Below are 25232 nucleotides of genomic sequence, written 5' to 3'. Positions count from 1 at the left end.
CGCATAGCCGGGTGTTCGTCGTCTACTGGCCGAGAAGCACGGCCGCGACCAGGCCCAACGCCAAGCCTCCCCACTGTACGGGCGCTACTCGTTCGCGCAACACCAGGGCGGCGAGCAGGATAGTGCCAGCCGGGTAGAGCGCGGTGAGGACCGACATGACACTCAGGTCCCCCGTGCGGATGCCGAGCAGGAAGAGTGAGCTGCCCACCGCATCAATCACGCCCGCGAGGAGGGCCAGGCGGACCCAGGGACGCGGCCGGGGTTCGCCTTCCGTGACGACCCCTTTTCCGTGTGCGCGCCGCCGACGCGAGCGGAGGAGAAGAACCGCCACCACGACGCACATGATGGCGGCGTTCGTGAGCCGTCCGGTGGCGACGGGGATGAGGCCCGCCTCGTGCGGGGTCTGGTTGATAAAAACGTAGAAAATTCCGATGCACGAGCCGCTCCCGACGGCCATCAGGAGACCCCGTAACCGGGGTCGCACGGCCCCCTTCTCCGGGATGAAGCCCACCAGAACGACGGCGACGAGCGCGAGTCCGAGCCCCAGGTATCCCGCCGTGCTGAGCGTACTGCCCCGAACTAGCCCCACGGTCATGGGCACCACCGCGCTCATCACGGCGGTGATGGGCGAGAGGATGCTCATCGGCCCGACGGCGAGGCTTCCGTAGAGCAGGGTGAGGCCGAGGCTGCCGGCGACCCCGCCGAGCATTCCCCAGCCGATTGCCGCGGCGCTGATTGTGCCGGGAATGACGAGTGTGGCGAGCAGCAGTATCAGCCCGCCCGCGAGGGCGGCAACGGTCGAGACGTATACGGGGTTGCGGCGCTGTGCGGCTAGGCCGCCAAAAAAGTCTGCCGAGCCGTACACGGCCGCGGTTACGAGGCCGATGAGGGGTGTGATCACCCTTTCAGATTAGGGGGTTGGGGCCGGGCTCACGGGGATTCGTGTGGAAACCCCGTACCCTACGCGAGCGAGAGGAAGAGCTTTTCGAGCTCGTCAACCGTGGGGCCGTCGCTCGGGCCGCCCTCCTCCTGTGTGGCGAGACAGTCGGTCAACGCCCCCGCGACAACCGCAAAACCGGCGCGGTCGATGGCGCTCGACACCGCCGCGAGTTGCGTGATCACGGCTCGGCAATCGCCGCCGCTCTCCACCGCCGCGATCACGGCGGCGAGTTGGCCCTGTGCCCGCTTGAGTCGATTGGCTACCTTCCGCCGCTGCTCATCGGAGCCCGCGTGAGAGCCGGATGCCGCTGCGCCCGGTGCGACATGCGCCACGGTTATCGCCCGCTTTCGAGGGGAAGCCCGCGCTGTAGCCACTCCTGCACGCCACCCTCCACATTGACGGCATCGTAGTCGAGGCGGCGCAGGTAGGCGACAACCTGCGCGCTGCGCCCGCCCGAGGCGCACACGATGTGGAGGACACCTTCGGGCAACTCGCCGAGCCGATCCAGGATGCCCGACATGGGCAGGTTGAGTGAGTCGGGGATGTGCCCTCCCGCATACTCGTCACCCTCACGCACGTCAATCACGACGGGTCGCTCTCGGGCGGCAAGGTCCGTGATACTGATGTGGGTTTGGGCTGTCATATGGATATCTCCTGTGCGGATGCGGATGCGGATGCGGATGCGGTGGATTGTGCTGGTCGTGCGGGTGTCGTTGCCGCTACCGCGGCCGGGTGAGTGCCCGCGGTACCGGCCCGCCAGGTGAGGTACCCGCCGTCCAGGTTGACCACACTGTGCCCTCGCTGCGCGAGCAGCCGCTGCGCGTTGTGGGCGCTGTGCCCCACGCGGCAGTGCACCACGAGTCGGCCGGTTGGCACCTCGGCGGCACGTGTGCGCAGTTCGTCGAGCGGGATGTGCAGCGCGCCCGGGATGGTGCCCTCGGCGCGGGCGGGCGCGGGGCGGACATCCAGCAGGGTCGCCCCCGCGGCGAGTTCACCGGCGAGCTGATGCCACTGCACGGTGTCGTCCTGGCCGCGGGCCTGGTTGCGGTTGATGTAGCCGATCATGTTGATCGGGTCCTTGGCCGCGCCGAACTGCGGCGCGTACGCGAGTTCCAGGTCGGCGAGGGCGGAGGCTGTGAGCCCGGCAGCCAGGGCCGTCGCGAGCACGTCGATGCGTTTATCCACACCAACCCCGCCCACGATTTGCGCCCCCAGAAGGAGATCGGTTGCCGGGTCAACAAGCAGCTTGACCGACATGGCCTCGCCGCCAGGGTAGTAGCCCACATGGTTGCTCGGGTGGGTATGGATGACGCGAACCGGGCGACCTAGGGCGCGCAGCATCCGCTCGCTCGCTCCGGTGCTCGCGGCGACCAGGCCGTTGATCGCGACGATTGCCGTGCCGAGCGCGCGCGGGGCCGGGGCGGGGATACCCGCGATGGCGTCGGCGACGAGCCGCCCGTGGTGGTTGGCCAGCCCCGCGAGCGGCACCACTCCGGGGGTGGCCGTGGCGGCGAGCGTTTTTTCGGCGGCATCGCCGATGGCGTAGATGTGTGGGGCGCTCGTGTGCTGGTACTCATCCACCCAGATGGCCCCGGATGTTCCGATTCGCAGGCCGGCGGCGGCAGCCAGCTCGGTCTCAGGGGTGACACCGGTTGCGGCGATCACAAGTTCGGCCGACAGCGCGCGGCCGTCGCTCAGGAGGACCGCGGTGGGGGTTATCTCGGCCACGGCCGAGTTGAGTAGCACGGGGATGCCGGTGTGCACCAGATGCTCGGCAACCGGGTGCGCCATCTCGGGGTCAAACGTCGAGAGCAGTTGCGGGCCGCGCTGCACGATCGTAACCGCGAGGCCGGCCGTGTGCAGGTTTTCGGCCACTTCCAGACCGATATAGCCCCCACCAATCACAACGGCCGCCGGTTTTTCGTCCCCGCCTCGCCGGGCCAGCGGGCTGAGTTCCGCCATGATGCGGTCCAGGTCGCTGAGGTCGCGGAGGGTGTGGGCGCGGTTGCCGCCCGGAATGAGAATGCCGTTCGCTGAGGCCCCCGGGGAGAGGACCAGGCTGTCGTAGCGGAGCGAATAGGCGGAGTCGTTGCTGAGGTCATGGACCGTAACGGTGCGGTTATCCGGGTCAATTGCCGTCACCTCGCTGCGCACGCGCACATCGAGGGCGAAGCGTGCGGTGAGGGAGGCGGGGCGTTGGAGGACGAGGTCGGAGCGTTCGGGAATCACCCCACCCAGATGGTAGGGGAGGCCGCAGTTGGCAAACGAGACCTCGTTACCGCGCTCCAGGACGATGATGGTGCGTTCCTCGTCGAGTCGGCGCAGGCGGGTGGCTGCCGACATTCCGCCGGCGACTCCGCCGATGATGACCGTGGTGTGTGTGCTCATAGAACCCCTTATCTCGATACCCTGGAGGGTATCGTTGCCTGAATATCAACTATACCCCCTAGGGTATATTGGGCGGGGAGGTTGCCGACAGCGTATGGCGGAGCGGGCGCGGCCCGTCGCGCCCCGGCTGTGATCTAGCCTGCAGAACCTCCCCGGCGTAGTCTGTACGCACTGGTAGCACGCTCGCGGCCACCGGACAGGACAGGACACCATGAAAACGTATCTTCTGAGTATCTACCAGCCGGACGGCCCCGCCCCCGACGCCGACACCCTCGAAACGGTCATGCGCGAACTCGCCATCCTGAATGAGGAAATCGTGGCCTCCGGGGGGCTTCTCTTTACCGACGGTCTACAGCCCCCCGGAGGTTCCACGGTTGTGTGCGCCGTGGGCGATGGCCGCGTCGAACTGAGCGAGGGAGCCTACCTCAGCGGCCCCGATCACCTCGGCGGGCTGTGGATCATCCGGGCACCGCATCGGGATGCCGCCGTCGCCTGGGCCCGCAAGGCCGCGCTCGCCACCGGCCTGCCCATCGAGGTTCGGTCCTTCCAGAGCTAGGCGGAGGAGGTTCGGACGGTAGTGACCGACGACACCGGACTCGTCCAGAGCCCCAGCGTGTAGGACACTCGGTAGTAGTACGTCGTGTTGGCCACGAGGGAACAGGTCCCGTCGCCGAGATTCGTTGAGTTCGCGCTGCAGCCCGGTACCTGCGGTCGCACCATGGTACCCACCGTTGAGTTGGCAGTGGCCGAGCGTCCGTCCGGCCCCTCGCCGAGCCGAAAGTAGCTGCCCGTGCCCGCGCAGCCGGAGGAGCCATCCGTGTAGAGCCAGCATCGCAGCAGGCCGCCCCCCGCCCCCTGGCGCACCGTTTTGCCCGCAGCGGTGCCGGCCTGCACCGGGGTCGTAGCGTTTGTGGTTGTGCCGATACCCAGCTGGCCGTAGATGTTGAAGCCCCAGCATCGCGTGACACCGGCGGCCAGGTAACAGTACCCGGAGTTACCAGCGGATACCGAGGTGGCCGTTGCCACCGTCTGGCCGCTCACCCGGACGGCGTATCCGGTTGTGGGGGTTACACCCCCATTACCGAGCGCTCCGTTTACCGTCCCGCCCCAGCAGTACACGAAGCCGCTCGCCACGGCGCACGCGCTCCGGTAGGAGGCACCGCTGCTCTCGGCATCGGTCGAGATATCGGAGAAAACAGCGTTAGCTGGGATCGCGCTTGTCCCCATGAGGACCTTTTGTGGTGTGGAACTGCTGGTGGCGTTACCGTTGCCGAGGTTGCCGGAGGTGTTGCTGCCCCAGCAATAGGCCAGGCCGCTGGCGATCATGCAGGAAAATTCTGCCCCCGAGGTGGTCGCCGTGACGGTGGCTCCGGCGGGGATCTGACCGGTGCCATTCATCAGGACCTTCTGGGGGGCGTAGGGGCCGGCACCGAGGGCAGCCCCGGAGCCGAGCTGTCCGTCGCTGTTACTGCCCCAGCACATCACCCCGGTACCCTGGACGTTGACGCAGGCGTGGTCTGCCCCCACGGAGAGGGCGTTCACGGGGGCATCCGGAAGGCCAGCCACTTTCACCGGGCGGTACTTGATGGCGGTGGAGACCCCATCGACAGCCCCCGATTCATTGGCCCCCCAGCAGTAGACGCTGCGGGCCGTCGTGGCGCAGACCGAGCGGAGACCCGCGGCCACGCTCGTGACGGGCTCACCGGCGGGGAGGGCCGAGGCGGTGCTCTCTGCGGTGGTATGTACCTTGACGGGAGAGCCAACGTTGACACTCGATCCATTGCCGAGCGACCCGCGACCGCCCGCTCCCCAACAGTAAACGACAGCTGAGACGAGGCCACAGCCGCTCTCGACGGCGACGGTGATCGTGTCAAAGCCGCTGTCAACAAGAATCTGGGGAAGGTGGCCTTGGTCGGTGACCGAGGTGGACTCGGTTGCGCTCAGCCGGGTGGGGCTCTGGAAGTCCGCGGTGGTCGAGCGTTCCAGGGTGTACTGGGGCTTCAACGTATCACTCGACTGGGCAGCCGTCACTGAGAGCCCCAGGGACCCGGCCGTGATCGTCCCGATTCCTGGAGCGCTGGGTGCGGCGAGCGTCGATGTGGTTGCGGTGCTGCTGATGGTGCCGTCCTGGCTCCAATAGGCAACCGCAGGACCGCCGACTGACAGCATTCCGATAATGACGGCTGCAACACCGGTTGCGGTCGCGTACCGCAACCGCGGTCGTTTCGATCTGCCGTACGTGGTGAGGTGGTGGCCCAATGTTTCCCAGCTTCTGTGTTGTCCCGTTAAATCGGCGGGGAATCACAGGTATTGGTCCCCCACCAATATTTTCACAACGATATTCTTGCAGATAAAGCTCTGATGAGGAGCATAATACGGCTAATTAATCGGCGATTATCAGCATCCGTTATCGTTCCTGGTCTGCCCGCGCCTGGATGGTGATGTCGCTGGCCTGGCCCTGGGCGCTATTGGGTACCGTGGCCGAGAGCAGGAGGCCCACGCACAGGTAGGTGCTCTCTCCCGGTTGGAGTGCCTCGGCGGGGAGAATCACCGGGAGGGGGCTGGCCGGTGTCACGGCGGAGAGCGGCTGGGTAACATCCGCCGTGAGTTGGGTTTTCATGCAGGATGCAGTGGGCACCGCGAGCGCGGCGAGGCTGAGTGCGTTCACAAAATCGTTCTGCGGAGCGGTTCCCGCCGGGCTGACAGCGCCCGTGAACGAGAGTGAGAGCGGGGTGGACCCCGTGTTGGCCACCCGCATGAGAGCCACGCTTTTGCTGCCGGGCAGCATGTCACGGGAGTTCAGGGTCAACCACTCAAATGCGTAGTGCGGGGAGTCGGTGCTTGTCGGTTCCGCGAGCGATGCGTTGGTCCCGCTGACATCCGTCAGTTGGAATGACAGGGTTCCCGTCTGGATGGCTCCCGTTCCGCTGCGCGATACCATCCATGCGGCGAGGGAGGTTCCCATGCTGAGCAGCAGCAGGGCGGCGGTCATCAGTGCCGTGACCGTGATGGGGAGGGACAGTGCGCGCATCCGGCTCAGGGCGGACGATGTTTCCCCCGTGCTCATGCGGACCCCCCTTCGTGCTATCCGTGTGCTGAGTGTACCCACACGGGGTACAGCGTCGCCAGCGGAATGACGGATACTACCTGTCCTCTGCCCGCCGCCGGCGGGAGGCGAGCAGGATGCCCCCGGCCGAGAGAAGCACGGAGAGCGTGACCCAGCCCCCGAGGTATACGCCCGTCAGGGCCAGTGCACCGGATGCGCCTCCCGCTGTCGGCGCGGTTGCCTGGTCGCCGGGTGTGCCGGTTGAGGTGCCCGCTGTGGTCTCTCCGGGTGTGAGCGTTGGGTCGTGAGGGAGGGTCGGCTCCACCGCGGGTACGATTCCCTCGCTCGTCAGGCACTGGCCATCGGACAGGTCGAGTGGTGCGTCGTGCAGGGTGGTCGTCACCCCGAAGGAGGCCGTTTGATTGCGGGCGGCGAGCGGTGCCGTTGAACTCATCGTGACCGTGCTTGGCAGGTACACCCGGGAACCCGCGGCGAGTTTCACGTTGCGCACTGCCACGGCGCAATTGGCGAGGATCACAGGATTCTTGGCGGACTCCGTGTTGCTTCCCACGGAGAGCGACAGGGCACCGGTCAGGTCGGCGGGAATCTCCACCCCGGTTACCTGCACCGTGTAGTAGGCGTTGTGGCCGGAGTTATTCTTGAGCCAGAATCCGCTCGTCACGCGTTCACCCGGTACGTATCGATAGTCAGCATCGAAGAGTGGATGCGCGAGCTGGGCTGCCCAGGTCACCCCGTCATTGCTCAGCAGCAGCGGGTCCGCGGCGGCGCTGGTGGTTGTGGCCGCAGGCCCGCTCGGCGTGGCGAGGGCCGGCCCCGCGAGGCCGAGGACGGCCACCACGAGGATTGCCGATCCCACGGTCAGTGCACGTGCCCAGCGGGGGAGGGAGGGCATCCGGGTCATCGTGTGCCCTCCTTTCCGTGATCGTTGTTGAGGGGAGCGGTTGTTTTGAGGATGGCCGGGGTTTTCCGCTGTGAAGTGAAGTGGGCGATGACGTAGCCGACCCCCCAGAAGATGAAGACCACGGCGATGGCCACGGGCACCCAGAGCTTGGCGTTGCCGGTGACGGTGTTGATCGCCAGCCCGACGAAGGGAACCGAGTAGAGGACAACGCCCATAACCTGTTCACGGATGACGGGTTTCGGGTCGTTGACGGAGTTATTATCTCCGCGCATGATGAAGGAGACCTCACCGCGGGTGTCTTTACTGATGCCCACAACGCGGTGGGTGATCACCTCGGGCTGGCCGGACTCGATCTGATAGGTCACCACATCCCCCACCCGGATGCTGGCAACGTCTCGCGGCTGGGTCACGATGATCGTCCCGGGCGGCAGCGTTGGAGCCATCGAGTTGGTGAGGATCGTGTACGTGGTGGAGCCGGTGATTCGCGGCACGAGGATGATCGCGGTGACGAGAACAATGAGGGCGGAGACGACCGTGGCAAAGAGTACCGTGCGGATGAGAGTGAAGGCCCTGCGGCCGGGACTGCGTGTCTCCGGCGTTTCAGGTGTGTGTGCTGGCACGTGCCGTGCTCCCTTCCGGTGTCTCATGATTCCTCGCTGGTGGTCTGTTGTGATGAGGGGTGGTCTGTGGTTATCGCTGCTGGTCGGCTCGCACCTGGATGGTGAGGGTGCTGCTCTGCCCCTGAGCCGTGTTGGGTGAGGTGGCCGACACGTTGAGGGCTACGCACAGGTAGCGACTCTCGGCGGGTTTGAGCGTGTTGGTTGTGGGAATGACCGTGAGCGGAGTCGCGGTCGTGACCCCACTGAGCGGCTTGATCAGGTCGCTGGTGAACTGGGTGCGCAGACAGGATGCTGTTGTTGTCGCGATTGCTCCCAGGCTCAGCGAACCCACAAAATCCTTCTGGGCGGTGGTTGACGCGTTTGTGGTTACCCCGGTAAAGGTGAGACTCAGCGGCGTCGCGCCCGTGTTGGTGATGTTCATGAGTGCGACACGCGTATCGCCGGGTAGTAGTGACGTGGAGTTGAGCGTCAGTGCGGCGAAGGTGTAACGGGGAGAGTCGATGCTGAGCGGGTCCGAGGGCGAGGCGTTCTGCCCGTTTGAATCCTTGAGTTGAAAGGAGAGCGTCCCCGAGTTGAGAACCCCTGATCCGGTGCGAGATATCATCCAGGTTGCGAACGAGTGGCTCATGCTGAAGATCACGATGGCGGCGGTCACGAGCGCGACGGCAAGCGTCGGTAACCGGAATGAGCGCAGCCGGGTGAGCCCCGATGACGTCTCCACGGTACTCATAGTTTTTCCCCCTGAAAACAGTATGCCCGGAGCGGGGACATTCATCGAGTGAATGTCCCCGCCGGGCGTTGGTGCTGACCGATTTATTACGCGGGTGCGTTTTCGTAGGTCTGCGCCAGAACGAACTCGGTCTTGCTGAGGTCGATCGTCGAGAGCGCTCCCACACGTTCAGTCGCCGTCGAGGAGAAGGCGAAGATTACCTGCTGTGTGAAGGTTTCGGTCCCGCCCAGTTCGTCCGCAAACACCCAGGTGTTCTCGGAGGCCGGCTTGAGCGTCGGCATGGTGACGCCGGCGGGCGGGTTGGTCCAAGCCGTGGTGACCGTGATGAGGTCCGCGGCGGTGGCATCGCCCGAGACAATGGCCTCGCTTGTGTCAACCGTGAGCTCTGCCTTCATGTTGTCACCCACGAGGGTGACGTCCATGGGCTGGGTCAGGCGGACCTTGTCGCCCGGAACCATCCGGAAGGTGCTGATGTCGGGGATGGCGGCCCAGGTGTCGGTGCCGGTGGCGACCTCCCAGGTCTGGCCGCTTGTGGCCACAGCGAGGTTGAGGTCACCGGTCGCGATGGACCCGGCCTGGCTCTCGGCGCTGACGTTCCAGAGTGCGAGCGATCCGCCCGTTCCGAGGAGCAGCGCGACGCCAAGTCCAGACACGATGATTCCCTTAGAAAGCTTGTTCATGATGTATCCCTTTTCTCAATAACTGTTGTGATGAACACGATGTGGAACCCCCCAAGAGACCCACCGAGATGAAGACCCCTGACCTCCATCTACTAATATTTTCTATGATTAACCTGAAATTCCCTGGGGCTGAGCCTGTACTCCAGGGGGTAAAACCCTGGGCAGAAGCGGGGAGCGGTTGTCGTGTGTGTCCGGTGCGTGTACCTCCCTTATGCCGCTGTCGTGAGGGCGGTGATACCTGACACCGGGCTCGTCCAGCTACCGCTGGGACCTTCACCCAATTGGCCGGAGGGGCCAAATCCCACGTAGCCGGCGTTGCCATCGGTGATGCTCCACAGCGCGTTTGCGGCGTTACCGCCGCCGGCCAGCGCGACAACGGCGACGGTGAACGCGATGGAGGTGAGAATGCTGCTGCGTTGTCGCGACGTGTTACGTCGTGAACGTTTAGTCATGTGGCTCCCTCCCTTTCGTTCGATAAAAAGTACGGACTCGTGTGGTGGTCTGCTGCCACTTCTGCGGCCGAGACCGGAGCGCGGTTCACGAAGGTATCCGTGAACCGCGCTATGCCCGGCGTGTCGGGCCGAGACGAACTACGCTGGTGGGTTGGTGTAGACCTGCTCCAGGACAAAGTTGGTCTTGCTCAGGTCAATCGTGGCGAGAGCTCCGGTGCGGCCGGTGGTGGCTGAGGAGAACGCGAAGGTGATCTGCTGTGTGTAGGTGGCCGTGCCGCCGACGAGCGGGCCGTTGAACTGCCACACGTTGGTGGTCCCCACCTGGGTGGGTGCAGTTTCCCCGGCTGGTGCGGTCGGGAAGGCGGAGGTAACGGTGAGGAAGTTGCCGGGCACGCTGCCCTGGGCGGTTGCCGTGATGGCGTTTGCGGTGTCGACGGTCAACTTGGCCTTCATGTTGTTACCGGTGAGGGTCACGGTGAGCGGCTGGGTGAGACGCACGAGGTCGCCGGGAACGATCCGGTAGGTGCTGATGTCGATGTCAACCCAGCTGCCGCCAACGTTGGCTTCCCACTTCTGGCCGGTGGTCGGAACCGTCAGGTTCAGGTCACCGGTCGAGATCTCTCCGGCCTGGCTCTCACTTGTGACGTTCCAGAGCGCAAGCGACCCTCCCGTTCCCAGCAGGAGTGCAACGCCGAGTCCAGAGACAATGATGCCCTTAGAAAGTTTGTTCATAATTTTTTTCCCAATCCGTTTTTACGCGCGAAAGGGGAACCCCTAATCGTCAGTGTGGAATCCCCATGATTTCCAACTGTCTACAATAGTTGAGGATGAACCTGAAGAATTGCCATGATTAAATCGGGGGTGAGAAAGCAACTTTCTAATCGCGGTGTTTTTTGATAAAACTCCGGGAATTTCAAGAAAAAAATCTCCAATTCGGTCATTCTGTTAAAATGCTGAGAATTTAATTGTGTGATATAATACGTAACCTGTTATTTGGTTCTGGCCGAATATTAAATGCTGTCGTGGTTAGGGCTGCGGTTGCCCGCCGCGAGGAACGTGGTCCCCCTGGCGCAGGTGCGAGGCGGCGGCTTAGCCCCCGGGTTTCAGGGCTGCAACCGCTGAAACGGGGCTCTTCCAGGAGCCCAGGGTGAAAGATACCCGATAGTAGTAGGTTGTGTTGGGTGCGAGCGTGCAGCTGCCGTCGCTGAGGAAGGTGGCACCGGTGTCGCAGGTCCGCGGCCGGGGAGCCACCATCGTTCCGATTCCGGCGTTGACGCTGGCACTTCGCCCGTCGGGGCCCTCGCCGAGTTGGCCCACGGCACCCGCCCCCGCGCATCCGACTGTACCGTCCGAGTAGCGGAAACATCGAAAGCCTTGGTCCCCGTCTACCCGAACAACCGTTTTGCCGGCCGCGGTGGCGGCCTTCACGGGGGTTGTGGCGCTGGCGCTCCCGCTGCCCAACTGCCCAGATGTGCCCAGACCCCAGCAGTACGCCTGGCCGGATGTCACGGCACAGTGACCCTGGAGACCTCCCGCGAGTGCCGTCATAGTACCCGTGACCCCCGTGACTTTGGCCGGGTTGAGAACGTTTCCGGCGGCTCCGGAGATGCCGAGCGCCCCGTTAGCGGCTGCACCCCAGCAGTACACCGCGGTTGTTGTCGCCGCGCAGGTGGAGCGGGAGTTGCTCGCATCCGTGGACCCCGACAAGCTCATGTCGATGATTGTTGTTGCGGCGGGGAGGTAGCTTGTGCCCGTTGCGACCGATTTTGCGACGCTCACTTGTGTGGTGGTGCCGTTCCCCAGGTTGCCGGTGGTGTTAATGCCCCAGCAGTAGGCCAGCCCCGAGGTGACGAAGCAGGTGTAGCTGTGTCCGGCCCTGATGAGGTTGAGGCTGGTGCCCGCGGGAACCTGGTTTCCGCCCGCGTTTCCGCCCGTGAGAACCTTGGCTGGTGCGGCCGGTGTTGCGGAGAGGGCGGCGTTGGTGCCCAGCTGGCCGTTCAGGTTACTGCCCCAGCACAAGGCTCCGAAATTGGTGAAGAGCGCACACGCATGACTGTAGCCGACGGTGAGTGAACTGAGATTCCCTGCGGGTGTGCCGGAGACACGAACGGGAAGAGGGTGTGGGCTGGTGTCGGTCGTGGTGACGATACCGCCCAGATTGCGTCCCCAACAGTAGACATCGCGCAGCGTCGAGACGCACGCTGTGTCTCCCCCGACGGCAACCTCCAGGAGCGCAGCCGTAGCCGGAAGTGCAGACGCGGGGTTATCGGCTGTTGTCTGCACTTCGACAGGGGTGGCCGAGAAGCCGCCAATCGTGCCCTGGCCCAGCTGCCCGTTGTCGTTGTTTCCCCAGCACATCACGCGGCCGTTTGAGAGTCCGCAGGAAGAGCTTATGCCCGAGGCGATCGTGCTAAACGTGCCAGCGGTGGGAACCGCGGGAAGATGCCCCTCGTCGGTTACGGGAAACGTGGGGCCAGTTGCGATTGTGGTGGGTGCGGTGAATGCTGCGCTCGTGGATCGCTCAAAGGTGTAGACGGGGGTGAGGGTGTCGCCCGAGGGTGCGGTGTTGCTGGTGAGCGTGATCTTTTGCCCGGTGCTGCTGGCAATTGTCGGCGCGTCGAGGGCTGTCAGAGTGCGTGCCGTTGCGGTCGTCGTCGTGGTGGCATCTGAGATACTCCACAGGCTTGCGGCGGGTGAGGCTCCGCCCACGAGGGCGATGACGCTCGCCACCGTGAGTAGCGCGGCCACGAGGCGGCGACGTCCCCGGGGCGCACGATCGTGTACCTTGTGCAGAACGGCACTGCCGTGCGCGGTCATATGTGTACTACCCCCTACGCTCATCCCCAAGATGTGCGAGTTGTTGTTGTGCCTCCCCCAATACTAAAAGCTGACTGCGCGCCTCCGAGGCACCGTGCGCACAACAGCGCATCGACAGCGAGAGGAGGATGCTACCGTTCAGATGGTACTGAGTGGTGAGCTACGTGACCACCGACGGATCGGCATCATCTCAATCGACGTGAAGAGTGTCCTTACTGAGTGTGAAATCCCTTAAATCTCACACGTCGTAATTATTTCGAACCAAACTGGGGATTTCCCGAATTTCTGAGGTACTGCGGCTGAGGAGTGACAAGATGGGCGTTAAATGCCTGACGGCTACAGCAGATTTTTGTGGACTACCTGCGGTCGAAGCCTCCGGTTGTTGTAGATTCCCTCTCGTGCTGACCGGTCGGTGACGCGCTCCTTTGTGGCCTCCAAACGGGGTGCTTTGCGGTGGCGTGGGTGCCGCCTAGCGTAGTGAGCTACGCACGACTGACTTATGAAGTGATTGAAGGACCAACGATGGTAGACACTGCTTCCCCCTCCACCCCACGCACGACCACACCCCGCCATCTCACCGCCGAGACGGGCGCGATCACCACGGATGAGGTACGGGTGAACATCCCGGCCCTCACCGAACAACTGATGGGCACCTGGAAGAAGGAGCGCAGTGAGGCGCGCCGGACCGCCGCGAAGCCCGAACTCCACCAGATCGCCGGCCTGAGCATGGCGGAACACCGCGCCCGCGTGCTGACACAGCTGGGCATCCTCGTGGACGAAGGCGCTATCCAGCGTGCCTATCCCGTGGCGGTGGGTGGTGGTAATAACCACGGTGGCAACATCGCCGCGTTTGAGGAACTGGTCACCGCCGACCCGTCACTCCAGATTAAATCGGGCGTGCAGTGGGGCCTGTTTGGGGCGGCGATTCTGCACCTGGGCACCGAGAAACACCACACGCGGTGGCTGCCGCGGGTGATCACGCTCGACATTCCCGGTGCGTTTGCGATGACCGAGACGGGTCACGGATCGGACGTCGCCCACATCGCCACAACCGCAACCTACGACGAGGCCGTGCAGGAGTTTGTGATCAACACCCCGTTCCGCGGAGCGTGGAAAGACTACCTGGGCAATGCGGCGCTGCACGGCATCGCGTGTGTGCTGTTTGCGCAACTGATCACGAAGGGCGTCAACCACGGCGTGCACGCGTTCTACGTGCCGCTGCGCGATGAGGCGGGCGATTTTCTGCCCGGTATCGGTGGTGAGGATGATGGTCTCAAGGGTGGCCTGAACGGGATTGATAACGGTCGGCTGCACTTTACGGATGTCCGTATCCCGCGCGAGAACCTGCTCAATCGGTACGGCGACGTGGCCGAGGATGGCACCTACGCCAGCCCCATCGAGAGCCCGGGTCGTCGCTTCTTTACCATGATCGGTACGCTCGTGCAGGGGCGGGTATCCCTTGACGGTGCGGCCGTTGCCGCCATGAAGCTGGGCCTTCAGATCGCGCTAACCTACGGGTCGCAGCGCCGGCAATTTGTGGCGGGTGACGGGGCGCAGGAGCGGGTCATCCTGGATTATCAGCGTCACCAGCGCCGTCTCCTCCCGAAGCTGGCCGAGGCTTTCGCTGCCTCGTTCGCGCACGAGAGGCTGCTGATTAAGTTTGATGAGGTTTTCAGCGGTGCGGACGACTCCGACCGGAACCGTGAAGACCTGGAGACCCTGGCCGCGGCGCTCAAAGCCCTGTCTACCTGGGGGGCGCTTGACACCCTGCAGGAGTGCCGCGAGGCGTGCGGTGGTGCGGGCTTCCTCGCCGAGAACCGTCTCGTGGGACTGCGTGCCGACCTCGACGTTTACGTGACTTTTGAGGGCGATAATAACGTGCTGTTGCAGTTGGTGGCCAAGCGGCTGCTCGGTGATTACAGCCTCAAGTTTCGCGGTGCCGACTTTGGGGTGCTGGCCCGCTACGCCGCCGAGAAGGCGGGCGATACCGTGCTGCACGGCTCGGGGCTGCGCCAGCTCGCCCAGAGTGTCTCCGACCGGGGCTCAACCGCTCGCTCGGTGGGGCATATGCGTGAGACGGAATATCAGCGTGAGCTGCTGACCTCCCGCGTCAACGGCATGATTGCTGCGGTGGCTGAGCGGCTCAAGGATGCCTCGAAACTGTCGAAGGAGGCGGCCGCCGAGCTCTTCAACAGCAACCAGAACCAGCTGATTGAGGCCGCCCGTGCCCACGGCGAACTGTTGCAGTGGGAGGCGTTTACGGATGCCCTTGAGGCCACCACCGACGCCGACAACAAGCGGGTGCTCACCTGGTTACGCGACCTCTTCGGCCTGAACCTGATCGAGAAAAACGCCGCGTGGTATCTCATCCACGGCCGACTCAACGGGCAGCGGGCCGAATCTATCACCGCGTATATCGACCGCCTTGTGGCGCGACTGCGGCCCCTCGCACTCGACCTGGTGGAGTCGTTTGGCTACGGCCCCGAGCATGTGCGCGCGGCAATTGCCTCGGGTGCGGAGCAGCTGCGGCAGGACGAGGCGCGTGCGTACCGCTCGGCACAGCGGGCCGCGGGCACCGAACCCGTGGACGAGAAGGTACTGCGGGCGCGGCAGCGGTAGTACTGAGGGTGCGGTTGGCGGCACACAACCGGCAGCAGCCTCGCCGTGAATGGTCCGGTGTCGGCGGGACGGGGTACGGTGGTCTGCATGGCTGATCTGTATCCCAATTGTGAACCGCACGACTCCGGCATGCTGGACGTGGGCGATGAGAACCACGTGTACTGGGAGGAGTCGGGTAACCCCGCGGGTAAACCCGTGGTCTTCTTGCACGGTGGTCCCGGTGGGGGAACGTCCCCGGTGCACCGGCGACTGTTTAACCCGGAGAAATACCGGATCATCCTGTTTGATCAGCGTGGCTGTGGCAAGAGTACGCCGCACGCGAGCGCACCCGAAGCCGATCTGAGCACCAACACCACGTGGCATCTCGTGGCCGACATGGAGAAGCTGCGTGTGCAGCTGGACGTGGACCGCTGGCAGGTCTTTGGTGGGTCGTGGGGTTCGACCCTGGCTCTCGCGTATGCCCAGACGCACCCAGAGCGGGTGAGCGAGCTCGTGCTGCGTGGCATCTTCACACTGCGGGAGAGCGAGCTGACCTGGTTCTATCAGCACGGGGCCTCCGAGGTCTTCCCCGACTTCTGGGAGAAGTACGTGGCCCCCGTGCCCGAGGCGGAACGCGACAATCTTATTGAGGCCTACCACCGCCTGCTGCACAACCCGGACCCGGCCGTGCACACGCCCGCCGCGGTGGCCTGGACGGTGTGGGAGAACTCCACCATCCGGCTGCACCCCGACTATGCGGAGATTGCACAGGCCGAGGCCGATACCGCGAGCGCCGTGGCCTTCGCCCGGATCGAGAATCACTACTTCGTGAACCGTGGCTGGTGCGAGGAGGGCCAGTTGATCGCCAACGCGCACCTGCTGAAGGACATCCCCGCCGTGATCGTGCAGGGCCGCTACGACACGTGCACACCACCGCGCACCGCGTGGGATCTGCACCGGGCATGGCCCGAGGCGGAGCTGCACCTGGTGGCGGATGCCGGTCACGCGGTCACCGAGCCCGGCATCCGCTCGGCGCTGATTGAGGCCACGGACCGCTTCGCCGATCGGTAGGCGGCGGAGCGTTAAGCCCGGCGGCGCAGCGAAAACCTGTTGTGGCCTGCCGGGTGCCGCATTCTGGTACCCGGGTGCCATGCCGGTTGGGCGGGATCAGCCCCCCGGATGATGTGCGGTCCAGGGGGCAATCGTAGCGTATGAGAGCACCTCTCAGACGAAACGGAGACCCTATGATTGAGGCTCGCTCACTCACCAAACGCTACGGCACCAAAACTGCCGTTGACGGTGTGACCTTCACGGTGCGGCCGGGGAAGGTCACCGGATTCCTGGGCCCCAATGGGGCCGGTAAGTCCACCACCATGCGCATGATCGTTGGCCTTGACCGCCCCACGGAGGGTCTGGTCACGGTCAACGGTCGGCCCTATGCGGAGCACCGCTCCCCGCTCTTGGAGGTGGGCGCACTGCTCGATGCGAAGGCCGTACACATCGGACGCAGCGCCCACAGCCATCTGCGTGCGCTGGCCGCGACCCACAGCATCCCCCGTACCCGGGTGAACGAGGTCATCGAGATGACGGGCCTGGCCTCCGTTGCGAATAAACGCGTGGGCGGGTTCTCGCTTGGCATGGGCCAGCGGCTCGGTATCGCCGCTGCGCTGCTGGGGGACCCGCAAACCCTCATTCTCGACGAGCCCGTCAACGGACTCGACCCCGACGGTGTGCTCTGGGTGCGTCAGCTGGCCCGTGGCCTTGCCGCCGAGGGTAAGACGGTTCTACTCTCCAGCCACCTGATGAGTGAAATGGCTCTGACCGCCGACCACATTATCGTGCTCGGACGGGGCCGCATTATCGCGGACGCACCCGTTGCTGAGCTGGTGGGGTCCACCACCGAAACCCTCGTGCGAGTGCGAACCCCGCACGTGGAGCATTTGCAGGTGGCGCTCGCCGCCCAGGGGGCCACCGTCGCCAACAACGAGCCGTTCCTGCTCGACGTTACCGGCACCCCTATCGAGCGCATTGGCGAGCTTGCGGCCTCCGCTGGCGTGGTCCTGCATGAGCTACGCACTATTACGGGTTCCCTGGAGGAGGCCTACCTCAGTCTTACCCGCGACGACGTGGAGTATCAGACGGATGCCGCGGTCGGGTTTGACCCGCGTCTCATCGCTTCCTCCGCACCCGTCACCCGCACCAGCCAGGAGGAACAACGATGAGTACCGCAGCCCCGACCACGACCCGCACCGGCCACGCCGGAACCGCCCGCCCCTCGTGGCGGGGGCGCAGCAGGTTGACGTTTGGTGGTGTGCTGCGCTCCGAGTGGATTAAACTCTCGTCGCTGCGCTCCACCTGGTGGTCGCTCGGCACCGTGGTGGTGCTGGCGATTACGGCGTCCTTCATGATCGCGAACACTAGCACGCCGCAGAGCGGCAGTTCCGCGGAAATGATCCATACCTCCGTGATGGTGGGCAATTTCAGTATCTTTATTACCTCACTCATCGCCGCCTCGTTGGGCGTGATCGTGGCCTCAGGGGAGTACTCCACCGGCATGATCCGCTCCACCCTCACCGCGGTGCCTCGGCGGTTACCAACGTTGTGGGCGAAGGCTGGTGTTCTCTTCGCCTGTCTCTTCGTCACCGGGCTCATCACCTCGTTCGGGGGGTTTCTGCTCACACAGGGCATCCTCTCAGGGAAGGGCCTCGGTGCCGCTCTCACGGATGACGGAGCGCTTGTTGCCTTGATTAGTGGCGGCGTTTTCCTCGGCCTGATCGGGATGATGGCGTTCGGCCTCGGGTCGATTACGCGTAGCGGGGCCGGGGGCATCGTCATCTCGGTGGGCATCATCATGGTGCTGCCCACTATTGTTCTTCTTCTGGGCACCCAAAACTGGGAACCGGCTAGGGTGCTGATGTCCTACCTTCCCTCGGAGGCCGGAAAAGTGATGTACAGCACTCCCCAAGAGGGGATAGTAACTATGGAATACTGGCAGGCACTACTCGTTGTGCTGGGCTGGGTTGTGGTAACCCTTGTCCCCGCCGCCATTCTGCTCAAGCGGAGGGATGCCTAAGCCATGACCCGTCCAGCGGCCGCGGCCGCCCCCTCCTCCTCCGGGGTGGCCGCGGACCTGCGATTGCCCCGACCTCCCGGGATTTTTCGGCGGTTCTGGGCTCGGCACCCGTTTGTTGTTGACGGAATTCTGGCCGGTGTGTACGGCCTGCCGGCTTTTATCCTCACCGGGCTCCTTATCCTCATTGACGTGATGGGGGTCTCCAACTTCGAACTGCCCAACGTGGGCGAACTGAGCGGTTACACCGTTTTTGCGCTGGGGATGACTCTCGCGATTCTCTTTCGCCGGAGGTTCCCCCTTTGGGGGGTGGGCCTGGCCGCTCTCGCACTGCTCACGGGTCTTGTCTCGCAGGCCAGCTCGCCCATCGACCTCTACGCAATCGGGGTCATCCTCTACTCCGTCCCCCTCTACCGGAAAATGGGGATCTCCTGGGTGGCCTACGGGAGTCTGGTGCTCGCCGTCCTCCTCGGTGAGCTGGTGCGGCACGGCCTGGCAGAAGCGCTCCCCGCGACCCTCTCCGCGGCGGTGCTCCTGGCGCTTGTGCTCCTGGTGGGGATCAACACGGGCAACCGACGCCGTTACCTGGTGGCCGTCATCGACCGCGCCGCCCAGCTGGCCCGCGAGCGCGACCAACAGTCGCAACTCGCCGCCGTGGAGGAGCGCGCCCGCATCGCCCGCGAAATGCACGACATCGTGGCCCACTCGCTCTCGGTGATGATTGCGCTCGCCGACGGGGCCGCCGCAGCCGCGACGCGTAACACCGAGGCCGCCCAGAAAGCCATGCTGTCGAGCGCCGAGACGGGCCGCAGCGCGCTCGCCGAGATGCGTCGCCTGCTGGGTGTGCTCTCTGTTGATCGGGCCGAGAGCGACGAGTCGGTTGAGCGGGTGCCGCAGCCGGGAACCGAGGACATCGCGGGGCTCGTGAAGACCTTTCGTTCGGCGGGACTCACGGTCCGTTACAGCGTGGCGGGCCAGCCCACGATTGATCGCGGGCAGCAACTCGCCGTGTACCGGGTGGTGCAGGAGTCGCTGACCAACAGCCTCCGTTACGCCGGGGTGGGGGCAACCGTCGATATTGCCTTGCAGTTCCGCGCGACTGAAACGCACATCATGGTCGTCGATGATGGGGCGGACACACCCACAGCGGGTAACCTGGGCAGTGGGCGCGGTCTGGCGGGCATTCGTCAGCGTGTCGAGATTTTTGGCGGCGAGGTGGTGGCCGCCGCGTTTGGTACCGGGTGGCGGGTGAACGCCACCATTCCGGTGAGTTCGGATGCGTTTGATACGGCATCCCTGAGGAGAGGTCCCCCCGAGGCGTGAATGAGCTGAGTCGTAAAATCCGGGTGCTGCTGGTTGATGATCAGGAGCTTATCCGCACCGGGTTCCGCCTGGTGATTGACAGCGAGGACGACGTGATGGTGGTGGCCGAGGCGGGTGATGGTCGCCAGGCGATTGCCGCTGTGGGTACGCACCGCCCCGATGTGGTGCTGATGGATGTGCGAATGCCCGGGATGGACGGCATCGAAGCGACCGGCCAGATTGCGCGGCTCTACCCGGAGAGTCGGGTCATCATCCTCACGACGTTTGACCTGGACGAGTACGCGTTTGCGGCGATTCGTGCGGGGGCGAGCGGGTTTTTATTGAAGGATGCCAAACCTGTTGACCTGCTGAGTGCGATCCGTGCCGTGAAGGCGGGGGATGCGGCTGTGGCCCCGCGCGTGACGCGCCGCATGATCGAGCTTTTCGGCAGCCAGTTGCCCGGGCCGGAGGCTGCCGCCGATACCGGGGCCGCCGCGGCCCGCCTCGCGGTGCTCACCGAGCGTGAGCGTGAGGTGCTCGTGGCGATGGCCGAGGGTCTGAATAACACCGAGATCGCGGGCACTCTGTTCCTGTCGGAGTCCACCGTGAAGACGCATGTGGGCCGGGTGCTGCTCAAACTGGAGTTGCGCGACCGGGTGCACGCCGTGATTCTTGCGCACGAACTGGGGATCGTGTAGCCGGGTGCGGGGCTGGGGCGGTGCCGTTTCGACGGCGCGGTGACTAGCGCCGCCCGCGTTTCTGCGAGCGGCCGTTTGAGGTGCGCGGTTGGCGCGGGCTGACGTGGGTGCCTGGCTTCTTCTTCGGGGTTTGCTGCGCCCGCTTTTTCTGCGTGGCCGCCTGGGCCTCGGCGGCGGCCCGCTCCGCGGCGGCCCGCTCCGCGGCGGCGCGCGCCTCGGCCTCCGCATTGCCGCGTGAGCTGCGGGCTGAGCGGCCGCGCACCACGCCGATGAAGTCCTCGATCATCGGGTCGTCGTCCTCCTCTCGCCAGGCCAGGCCAACGCGGGTATCCGCCACCCCCACGAGCGGGCGGGCAATGACATCTTTACGCGAGTGCAGGCGTGCGATTGAGTGCGGCACGACGAGCAGGCCGAGGCCTGCGGCGACGAGCTCGATGGTGTCCTCGATGGTGCCGGGGCCGTACCCGCCGGTGTGCGGGGTGATGGTGGGTGCGGGCCAGTCGGCGAGGGCATCCGGGTTGGGCAGCAGGGGGAGGCCCACCAGGTCGGCGACCGTCACCTCGGCAAGCGCCTCGACCGGGTGCTCACGCGGGGCCAGCACCACGGCCTTCTCCTCGTACAGGGGGATGACGTGGAGATCGTGGGTGTCGGCGGGGAGGCGGATGATGCTCAGCCGGGCCCGGCCATCCCGCAGCACCTCCACCTGCTCGGCGCTGTCGGTGCGGAACGAGCCCAGCCGCAGCCGGGGGTAGCGCTCGTGCCACACGCGGAACCACTTGGTGGGTACCACGCCGCGCGCAAACGCGACGGTGAGCGCGGGCGGCTCGGCTGGTTCTGGGTCATTGACGTCGAGAGTGTCGGCTGCGGTCCGCTCGGGCGTATCGGTGCCGTCGTCGGATAGGCCGGGGGCTTCGGGATGTTCGGCGTCGGTCACGATGGTCCTTGATGGGTCGGCGGCGTGGTACCGGGGTGTCGGGCTCCGCGCCGCGGGGGCTGCGGAGTGCCCAGACTAACAGTCGCGGCGTATCCGCTGGTGTGCGGGCCGGTAGCTCAGCATCCTGTGATCCCGCGCACAGCCAAATACACGGGAGATCGCCTAGCCTCAGGGTACTGGCCCCGATCCGGCCCACCCCCCTGGGCTGGATCGGGGCCAGTCCATCGTGTGCGGGGTGTGCCGCCGCTCGACGGGCACGGCCACGGGCGCGATCCGTCGGGGCGCGTGATCCCGCAGCATCCTCTGATCTGGCGCATAGCATATGCCTAGCTAGTGCCCCTACAGTCTTAATCACTAGCCCTCCTCACCCCGGGCGCTGCCGGGGGAGGAGGGCAGTCCACTGTGTGGGGTGCCGCCTCCGCCCGACTACTCGAAGCGGGTCACCGAGACCGCCGTGTGCGCCCGCGCCGTGCGGAACGTGGCGAGTACCGCGGTGAGGGCGAGCAGCAGGCTCACCCCCAACACGATGTAGGCCGAGGGCTCGGGCCAGGAGAGCACCCGCTTGCCGTAGGTCAGCGTGGTGATGAGCGACCACGCAACCCCCACGCCGAGCAGAATGCTGCCGCCCACCACGGTGAGGAACGGGAGCGCCGCTTCGCCCAGGATGATCCGGCGCAGGGTGGGCACGGGCATCCCCATCAGGCGCAGCAGGCCGAGCGAGCGCCGCCGGTCGAGGATACTCGCCGTCGTCGATACCGCGAGCGACACGGTCGAGATGAGTGTCGCGATGAGCACGCCGAGGTGGGCCATAGTGGTAAACCCCCGCATCAGGGTCGCGACGCTGCCGCCCTGATTCTCCGCCACGGAGGCGGGCGCGCCCATCAGGGTGATCTGCCCGGTCTCCGCGGTGGTGCGGGCGCGTTCCTGGGCGGCGACGGTGCCGTCGGTCAGGATGAGCATCACCCAGGGTTCGAGGTCGTCCGGGTTCACCGTCGGTGCCTCGGTGACCCGGGGCGGTGCCTCCCCCGCGCTGCGGACATTGATGTAGGAGTTGTCGATGGACACGTACCCCGCTGCGCCGCTGGGGAGGAGACCGAGGGTGGCGGCATCCGAGCCACTCAGGATGACCCCCTCCCAGTTGGTCAGGGAGTAGGCCAGGGCCACACCCCGCACGCCCTCCGTTGCCGTGAGGAGTGCCCGGCTCTCGTCGAAGTCTGTCGCGGCCGTCGAGTCCAGGCCGGCGAGTAGGGTGCCCGCGGGGAGGGCGTTCTCTTCGCCCCCGCCGGGGGAGCCGGGGCCAACCGAGGCGTCAACCGAGGCGTCAACCGAGGTGACCGCCGCGGTGAAGACGGTGACCACAAACAGTGCGATGAGCAGGCCGCTGACCGCCCGAAACGTTGCCCGCGGCGTGGCGGTGATGCGCGCGAGCGCGATCACGCCGGCGGCACCGCGCGCGCGGCGCGCAGCCACCCGGCTCACCCGGTAGGTGAGGTACGGCCCCGCGAGAACCAGCCCCACGGCGGTAAGAATAAAACCGCCGATCAGGAGCGTGCTAAACAGGGGAACCTGGATATCTGCGAGGGTACAGACGGTGACCCCGAGCATCCCGAGGAACCCCACCGTCAGCGGCACGAGCGCGACGACCCGTGGCCGTCGCTCGCGCTGTTGCCGGGTCACTCCGAGTGGACCCACCCCCGCGCGGTAGGTGCGGTACCCGGCGGTCAGGCTCGTGGCGAGCACGGTGAGCGTGACGGCGGCGATCACGGCGACGGGCGGGACGGCGAGGTCGGCGACAAAAAATGTGCCCTCGTTGATGGGCAGCAGCGCGGCGAGGGGCCGCACCAGCCAGGCCAGGAGCACGCCGAGGAGCGCGCCCGTGAGGCTGGTGAGGGCGGTCTCGCCCATCGCGATCCGGGCCACCACCCCCGGCGTGGCCCCGAGGAGCCGCAGGGTGGCAAAGCGTTCCCTGCGCTCGGCGGCCCCCAGGTCGGTCACGATGCCCACGAGGAGGAGGACGGGGAGCAGGATGGCGATGCCGCCCACGACGGCGAGGGTCTGGTAGGTCGCTCTGCCACCAAACGACAGGGTGGGGAAATCGCTGATGGCGAAGGTCATCACCGCGCCGGTCATCCGTGCCGCGGGCTGCCCGGTGACAACCACGAGGGAGTCGGGGCTGGCGAGCGCCGTGTCCGAGATGAGGCCGATGCGGGTGCCGAAGCGCTCGCCCAGCTGGTTCGCTGGGACGGAGTCAATCAGTTCCGCCAGTGCCGGTGAGGCGTAGTAGGTGCCGGCCGCGGGCGGGCGAGAAATCCCGGGAACCGTGACGGTGGAGTCTGAGGTGGCCGCGATATCCAGGCGGGTGATGACGGTGCCGTCGAAGCGTTCGGTGGGGGAGGAGACGAGTACCGTGTCTCGGGTGGGCGCGGGTGTACTCCCCACGGCGACGGGGTCTCCGGCCACGGCGAGGGCGGTCCAGGATGATCGTTCTTCCCGGTCCTGTAACCCGTTGAAGGCGCCCCACAGCAGGAGGAATAGCGTGACCCCGATGCCGACCCCCGCCGCAATCCCGACGAGCCGCAGCCGGGCCCCGCGGGTGCCCGCCGCCACGAGACGGGTCAGTGCGAGACTCATGAGCCGGCCACGGAGGCGGAGAGCGCGAAACCGGCGGTGACCCGGCCATCCCGCACGATGATCTCACGGTCGGCGTAGGATGCCGTGCGCGCGTCATGGGTGATGATGAGGACGGTGGTACCCGTCTCCCGGGCCACATCGGTGAGAAGTACCATCACGTTTTCGGCGGCGAGCGAGTCGAGCGACCCGGTGGGTTCGTCGGCGAAGAGCACGCGCGGACCCGTGACGAGCGCCCGTGCGATGGCGACGCGCTGCGCCTGCCCGCCCGAGAGCTCGGTGGGCCGCTGGTTGGCCTGCTCGGCCAGCCCCAGACGGCCCAGCCAGGTGCGGGCCTGGCGGAGGGCATCCTTGCGTCGCATCCCGCCGAGGAGGAGGGGGATGCTCACATTGTCGATAGCCGAGAGGTCGGGTAGTAGCTGGCCAAACTGGAAAACGAAGCCAAAGTCGGTGAGTCGTAGGCGTGCTCGCGCGGTCTCGTCGAGGGCACAGATCTCCACGGTCTCGGCGGGGGTTGAGCCGTAGGAGACCGTGCCAGCGTCGGGCACGATGACACCGGCGAGGGCGTGCAGCAGGGTGGATTTGCCGGAACCGGAGGGGCCCATCACGGCGATGACCTCGCCCGTGTTGATGTCGAGGTCAACCCCGCGCAGAGCCTCGGTGTGGCCGAAGGTTACGCGGAGGCCGCGGGCGGAGAGGAGCACCGCGGTGTGCGGTGTGGGGACGGTGGTTGTGGCGATGGCGGTGCTCACGCCGCTCTCACCTGCTCGCGCAATTCGTTCAGACGGGCAGCGGTGAGGTCGATCCAGCGCAGGTCGGCCTCGATGTGGAACAGGGCGTGATCGCACATCAGCACGTTCATCAGGGTGGCGCCGCGTTTGGCGGCCGTGAGTTCGCGCATCCGGCTCATGTGTTCGGCGCGCTGCACGTCGAGCAGGCGCTCGGCGTCGTCGCCGAGCAGCAGGGCGATGACGGTTTTGGCAAAGAGGTTGCTTTGCAGGGTGGCTGCGGGGATATCCGGGGTGAACATCCACTCAACTAGCCGACTGCGACCGGCCTCTGTGACCTCGTAACGTTTGCGGTCGGGGCCTGCTCCGCTCTCCTCGCCCAGGGTGAGGATGAGCCCGTTTTTGATGAGGCGAGCCAGGGTGGCATACACCTGGCCGAAGGCGAGGGGCTTCTGCGCCCCGAAGTAGCGGTCGTAGCTGTGCTTGAGGTCGTAGCCGTGGCTGGGCCGGGTGCCCAGTAGGCCGAGGAGGGTGAGGGTGTTGTCCATAGAACCCACTATACACTGCGAGTATACGTAGTGTGTATAGGGAAAATTTCCCTAGATCTCAGGGAAATAGTGTGACGGGTGCGGTGATAAAAGTGTGGCGGATGCTCGCTGACGAGCATCCGCCACACCGG

General features: G+C 65.6%; 24 protein-coding genes. 7 read left to right on the top strand and 17 right to left on the bottom strand.

Annotated features, from left to right (window positions below; translation table 11 throughout):
• Positions 1-22: 22 nt before the first annotated feature.
• From FB466_RS03740 to FB466_RS03725, 4 genes are read right to left on the bottom strand one after another with little or no spacing between them, the layout of a single operon-like run.
• The gene (locus FB466_RS03740; protein WP_141915955.1) at positions 23-901 is read right to left on the bottom strand and encodes a DMT family transporter; all 879 of its coding nucleotides are present in this window, start codon (positions 899-901) and stop codon (positions 23-25) included.
• A gap of 59 nt (positions 902-960) precedes the next feature.
• Positions 961-1272 carry a metal-sensitive transcriptional regulator gene (locus FB466_RS03735; protein ID WP_141915953.1) on the bottom strand — a complete coding sequence of 104 codons (312 nt, stop codon included), beginning with the start codon at positions 1270-1272 and terminating at the stop codon, positions 961-963.
• Positions 1273-1274: 2 nt separating this feature from the next.
• Entirely contained in the window at positions 1275-1583 is a 309-nt protein-coding gene (locus FB466_RS03730) for a rhodanese-like domain-containing protein (protein ID WP_141915951.1), read from the bottom strand.
• Positions 1580-3328: an FAD-dependent oxidoreductase gene (locus FB466_RS03725; RefSeq protein WP_141915950.1), complete on the bottom strand. Its 1749-nt coding sequence runs from the start codon at positions 3326-3328 to the stop codon at positions 1580-1582. Before FB466_RS03725 ends, FB466_RS03730 begins: the two co-directional genes overlap by 4 nt.
• Positions 3329-3539: 211 nt before the next feature.
• Between FB466_RS03725 and FB466_RS03720 the strand changes: the two genes are divergently transcribed.
• A complete protein-coding gene (locus FB466_RS03720; RefSeq protein WP_141915948.1) occupies positions 3540-3884 on the top strand; it encodes a YciI family protein in 345 nt (114 codons plus the stop codon).
• On the opposite strand, the gene FB466_RS03715 is transcribed toward FB466_RS03720, so the two are convergent.
• The 9 genes from FB466_RS03715 to FB466_RS03675 form a co-directional block, all read right to left on the bottom strand.
• On the bottom strand, positions 3881-5542 hold the full coding sequence (locus FB466_RS03715) for an RCC1 domain-containing protein (protein ID WP_141915947.1): 1662 nt from the start codon (positions 5540-5542) through the stop codon (positions 3881-3883). The genes FB466_RS03720 and FB466_RS03715 overlap by 4 nt on opposite strands.
• A 193-nt stretch (positions 5543-5735) precedes the next feature.
• The gene (locus FB466_RS03710) at positions 5736-6395 is read right to left on the bottom strand and encodes a hypothetical protein (protein WP_141915945.1); all 660 of its coding nucleotides are present in this window, start codon (positions 6393-6395) and stop codon (positions 5736-5738) included.
• Positions 6396-6471: 76 nt separating this feature from the next.
• Complete coding sequence (locus FB466_RS03705; protein WP_141915943.1) at positions 6472-7296, bottom strand: hypothetical protein; 825 nt, start codon at positions 7294-7296, stop codon at positions 6472-6474.
• On the bottom strand, positions 7293-7916 hold the full coding sequence (locus tag FB466_RS03700; RefSeq protein ID WP_170206007.1) for a signal peptidase I: 624 nt from the start codon (positions 7914-7916) through the stop codon (positions 7293-7295). The genes FB466_RS03705 and FB466_RS03700 overlap by 4 nt, the downstream gene beginning before the upstream one ends.
• Before the next feature lie 70 nt (positions 7917-7986).
• Positions 7987-8646 carry a hypothetical protein gene (locus FB466_RS03695; protein ID WP_141915940.1) on the bottom strand — a complete coding sequence of 220 codons (660 nt, stop codon included), beginning with the start codon at positions 8644-8646 and terminating at the stop codon, positions 7987-7989.
• Positions 8647-8732: 86 nt separating this feature from the next.
• Positions 8733-9326, bottom strand: coding sequence for an alternate-type signal peptide domain-containing protein (locus FB466_RS03690; protein ID WP_141915938.1), 594 nt, complete (start codon positions 9324-9326; stop codon positions 8733-8735).
• Between the two features lie 209 nt (positions 9327-9535).
• Entirely contained in the window at positions 9536-9778 is a 243-nt protein-coding gene (locus FB466_RS03685) for a hypothetical protein (RefSeq protein WP_141915937.1), read from the bottom strand.
• A gap of 138 nt (positions 9779-9916) precedes the next feature.
• A complete protein-coding gene (locus FB466_RS03680) occupies positions 9917-10510 on the bottom strand; it encodes an alternate-type signal peptide domain-containing protein (protein WP_141915935.1) in 594 nt (197 codons plus the stop codon).
• Positions 10511-10867: 357 nt separating this feature from the next.
• Positions 10868-12595 carry an RCC1 domain-containing protein gene (locus FB466_RS03675; protein ID WP_170206006.1) on the bottom strand — a complete coding sequence of 576 codons (1728 nt, stop codon included), beginning with the start codon at positions 12593-12595 and terminating at the stop codon, positions 10868-10870.
• 522 nt (positions 12596-13117) lie between these two features.
• On the opposite strand from FB466_RS03675, the gene FB466_RS03670 reads away from it, so the two are divergent.
• The 6 genes from FB466_RS03670 to FB466_RS03645 all read left to right on the top strand — a co-directional run bounded on the left by FB466_RS03670 (position 13118) and on the right by FB466_RS03645 (position 20263).
• Complete coding sequence (locus FB466_RS03670) at positions 13118-15214, top strand: acyl-CoA dehydrogenase family protein (protein ID WP_141915931.1); 2097 nt, start codon at positions 13118-13120, stop codon at positions 15212-15214.
• A gap of 87 nt (positions 15215-15301) precedes the next feature.
• The gene (gene pip / locus FB466_RS03665; protein WP_141915929.1) at positions 15302-16264 is read left to right on the top strand and encodes a prolyl aminopeptidase; all 963 of its coding nucleotides are present in this window, start codon (positions 15302-15304) and stop codon (positions 16262-16264) included.
• A gap of 173 nt (positions 16265-16437) precedes the next feature.
• Positions 16438-17415 (top strand): ABC transporter ATP-binding protein, encoded by a 978-nt coding sequence (locus tag FB466_RS03660; RefSeq protein ID WP_141915927.1) that lies wholly within the window; start codon positions 16438-16440, stop codon positions 17413-17415.
• Positions 17412-18266 (top strand): ABC transporter permease subunit, encoded by an 855-nt coding sequence (locus FB466_RS03655; protein ID WP_141915925.1) that lies wholly within the window; start codon positions 17412-17414, stop codon positions 18264-18266. Before FB466_RS03660 ends, FB466_RS03655 begins: the two co-directional genes overlap by 4 nt.
• A 3-nt stretch (positions 18267-18269) precedes the next feature.
• Positions 18270-19586: a sensor histidine kinase gene (locus FB466_RS03650; protein ID WP_141915923.1), complete on the top strand. Its 1317-nt coding sequence runs from the start codon at positions 18270-18272 to the stop codon at positions 19584-19586.
• Positions 19583-20263, top strand: a complete 681-nt coding sequence (locus FB466_RS03645) for a response regulator (RefSeq protein WP_170206005.1) — start codon at positions 19583-19585, stop codon at positions 20261-20263. Before FB466_RS03650 ends, FB466_RS03645 begins: the two co-directional genes overlap by 4 nt.
• A 43-nt stretch (positions 20264-20306) precedes the next feature.
• On the opposite strand, the gene FB466_RS03640 is transcribed toward FB466_RS03645, so the two are convergent.
• The 4 genes from FB466_RS03640 to FB466_RS03625 all read right to left on the bottom strand — a co-directional run bounded on the left by FB466_RS03640 (position 20307) and on the right by FB466_RS03625 (position 25101).
• The gene (locus tag FB466_RS03640) at positions 20307-21197 is read right to left on the bottom strand and encodes a LysR family substrate-binding domain-containing protein (protein ID WP_170206004.1); all 891 of its coding nucleotides are present in this window, start codon (positions 21195-21197) and stop codon (positions 20307-20309) included.
• A 426-nt stretch (positions 21198-21623) separates the two neighbouring features.
• Entirely contained in the window at positions 21624-23828 is a 2205-nt protein-coding gene (locus tag FB466_RS03635; RefSeq protein ID WP_141915920.1) for an FtsX-like permease family protein, read from the bottom strand.
• Entirely contained in the window at positions 23825-24577 is a 753-nt protein-coding gene (locus tag FB466_RS03630) for an ABC transporter ATP-binding protein (protein WP_141915918.1), read from the bottom strand. Before FB466_RS03630 ends, FB466_RS03635 begins: the two co-directional genes overlap by 4 nt.
• Positions 24574-25101 carry a PadR family transcriptional regulator gene (locus FB466_RS03625; RefSeq protein WP_141915917.1) on the bottom strand — a complete coding sequence of 176 codons (528 nt, stop codon included), beginning with the start codon at positions 25099-25101 and terminating at the stop codon, positions 24574-24576. The genes FB466_RS03630 and FB466_RS03625 overlap by 4 nt, the downstream gene beginning before the upstream one ends.
• Between the last annotated feature and the right edge of the window lie 131 nt (positions 25102-25232).

This window comes from Klugiella xanthotipulae, assembly GCF_006716695.1.
GTDB classification, from domain to species: Bacteria; Actinomycetota; Actinomycetes; order Actinomycetales; family Microbacteriaceae; genus Klugiella; species Klugiella xanthotipulae.
Note: the sequence above shows the minus strand (reverse complement) of the source record. Positions and strands in the feature narration are given on the sequence as shown.

Bases quoted from the DNA above. Each gene is read 5' to 3' on its own strand.
- FB466_RS03730 (WP_141915951.1), bottom strand. From the start codon at position 1,583: ATGACAGCCCAAACCCACATCAGTATCACGGACCTTGCCGCCCGAGAG.
- FB466_RS03725 (WP_141915950.1), bottom strand. From the start codon at position 3,328: ATGAGCACACACACCACGGTCATCATCGGCGGAGTCGCCGGCGGAATG.
- FB466_RS03720 (WP_141915948.1), top strand. From the start codon at position 3,540: ATGAAAACGTATCTTCTGAGTATCTACCAGCCGGACGGCCCCGCCCCC.
- FB466_RS03710 (WP_141915945.1), bottom strand. From the start codon at position 6,395: ATGAGCACGGGGGAAACATCGTCCGCCCTGAGCCGGATGCGCGCACTG.
- FB466_RS03705 (WP_141915943.1), bottom strand. From the start codon at position 7,296: ATGACCCGGATGCCCTCCCTCCCCCGCTGGGCACGTGCACTGACCGTG.
- FB466_RS03695 (WP_141915940.1), bottom strand. From the start codon at position 8,646: ATGAGTACCGTGGAGACGTCATCGGGGCTCACCCGGCTGCGCTCATTC.
- FB466_RS03690 (WP_141915938.1), bottom strand. From the start codon at position 9,326: ATGAACAAGCTTTCTAAGGGAATCATCGTGTCTGGACTTGGCGTCGCG.
- FB466_RS03685 (WP_141915937.1), bottom strand. From the start codon at position 9,778: ATGACTAAACGTTCACGACGTAACACGTCGCGACAACGCAGCAGCATT.
- FB466_RS03680 (WP_141915935.1), bottom strand. From the start codon at position 10,510: ATGAACAAACTTTCTAAGGGCATCATTGTCTCTGGACTCGGCGTTGCA.
- FB466_RS03675 (WP_170206006.1), bottom strand. From the start codon at position 12,595: ATGACCGCGCACGGCAGTGCCGTTCTGCACAAGGTACACGATCGTGCG.
- FB466_RS03670 (WP_141915931.1), top strand. From the start codon at position 13,118: ATGGTAGACACTGCTTCCCCCTCCACCCCACGCACGACCACACCCCGC.
- pip (WP_141915929.1), top strand. From the start codon at position 15,302: ATGGCTGATCTGTATCCCAATTGTGAACCGCACGACTCCGGCATGCTG.
- FB466_RS03660 (WP_141915927.1), top strand. From the start codon at position 16,438: ATGATTGAGGCTCGCTCACTCACCAAACGCTACGGCACCAAAACTGCC.
- FB466_RS03655 (WP_141915925.1), top strand. From the start codon at position 17,412: ATGAGTACCGCAGCCCCGACCACGACCCGCACCGGCCACGCCGGAACC.
- FB466_RS03650 (WP_141915923.1), top strand. From the start codon at position 18,270: ATGACCCGTCCAGCGGCCGCGGCCGCCCCCTCCTCCTCCGGGGTGGCC.
- FB466_RS03635 (WP_141915920.1), bottom strand. From the start codon at position 23,828: ATGAGTCTCGCACTGACCCGTCTCGTGGCGGCGGGCACCCGCGGGGCC.
- FB466_RS03625 (WP_141915917.1), bottom strand. From the start codon at position 25,101: ATGGACAACACCCTCACCCTCCTCGGCCTACTGGGCACCCGGCCCAGC.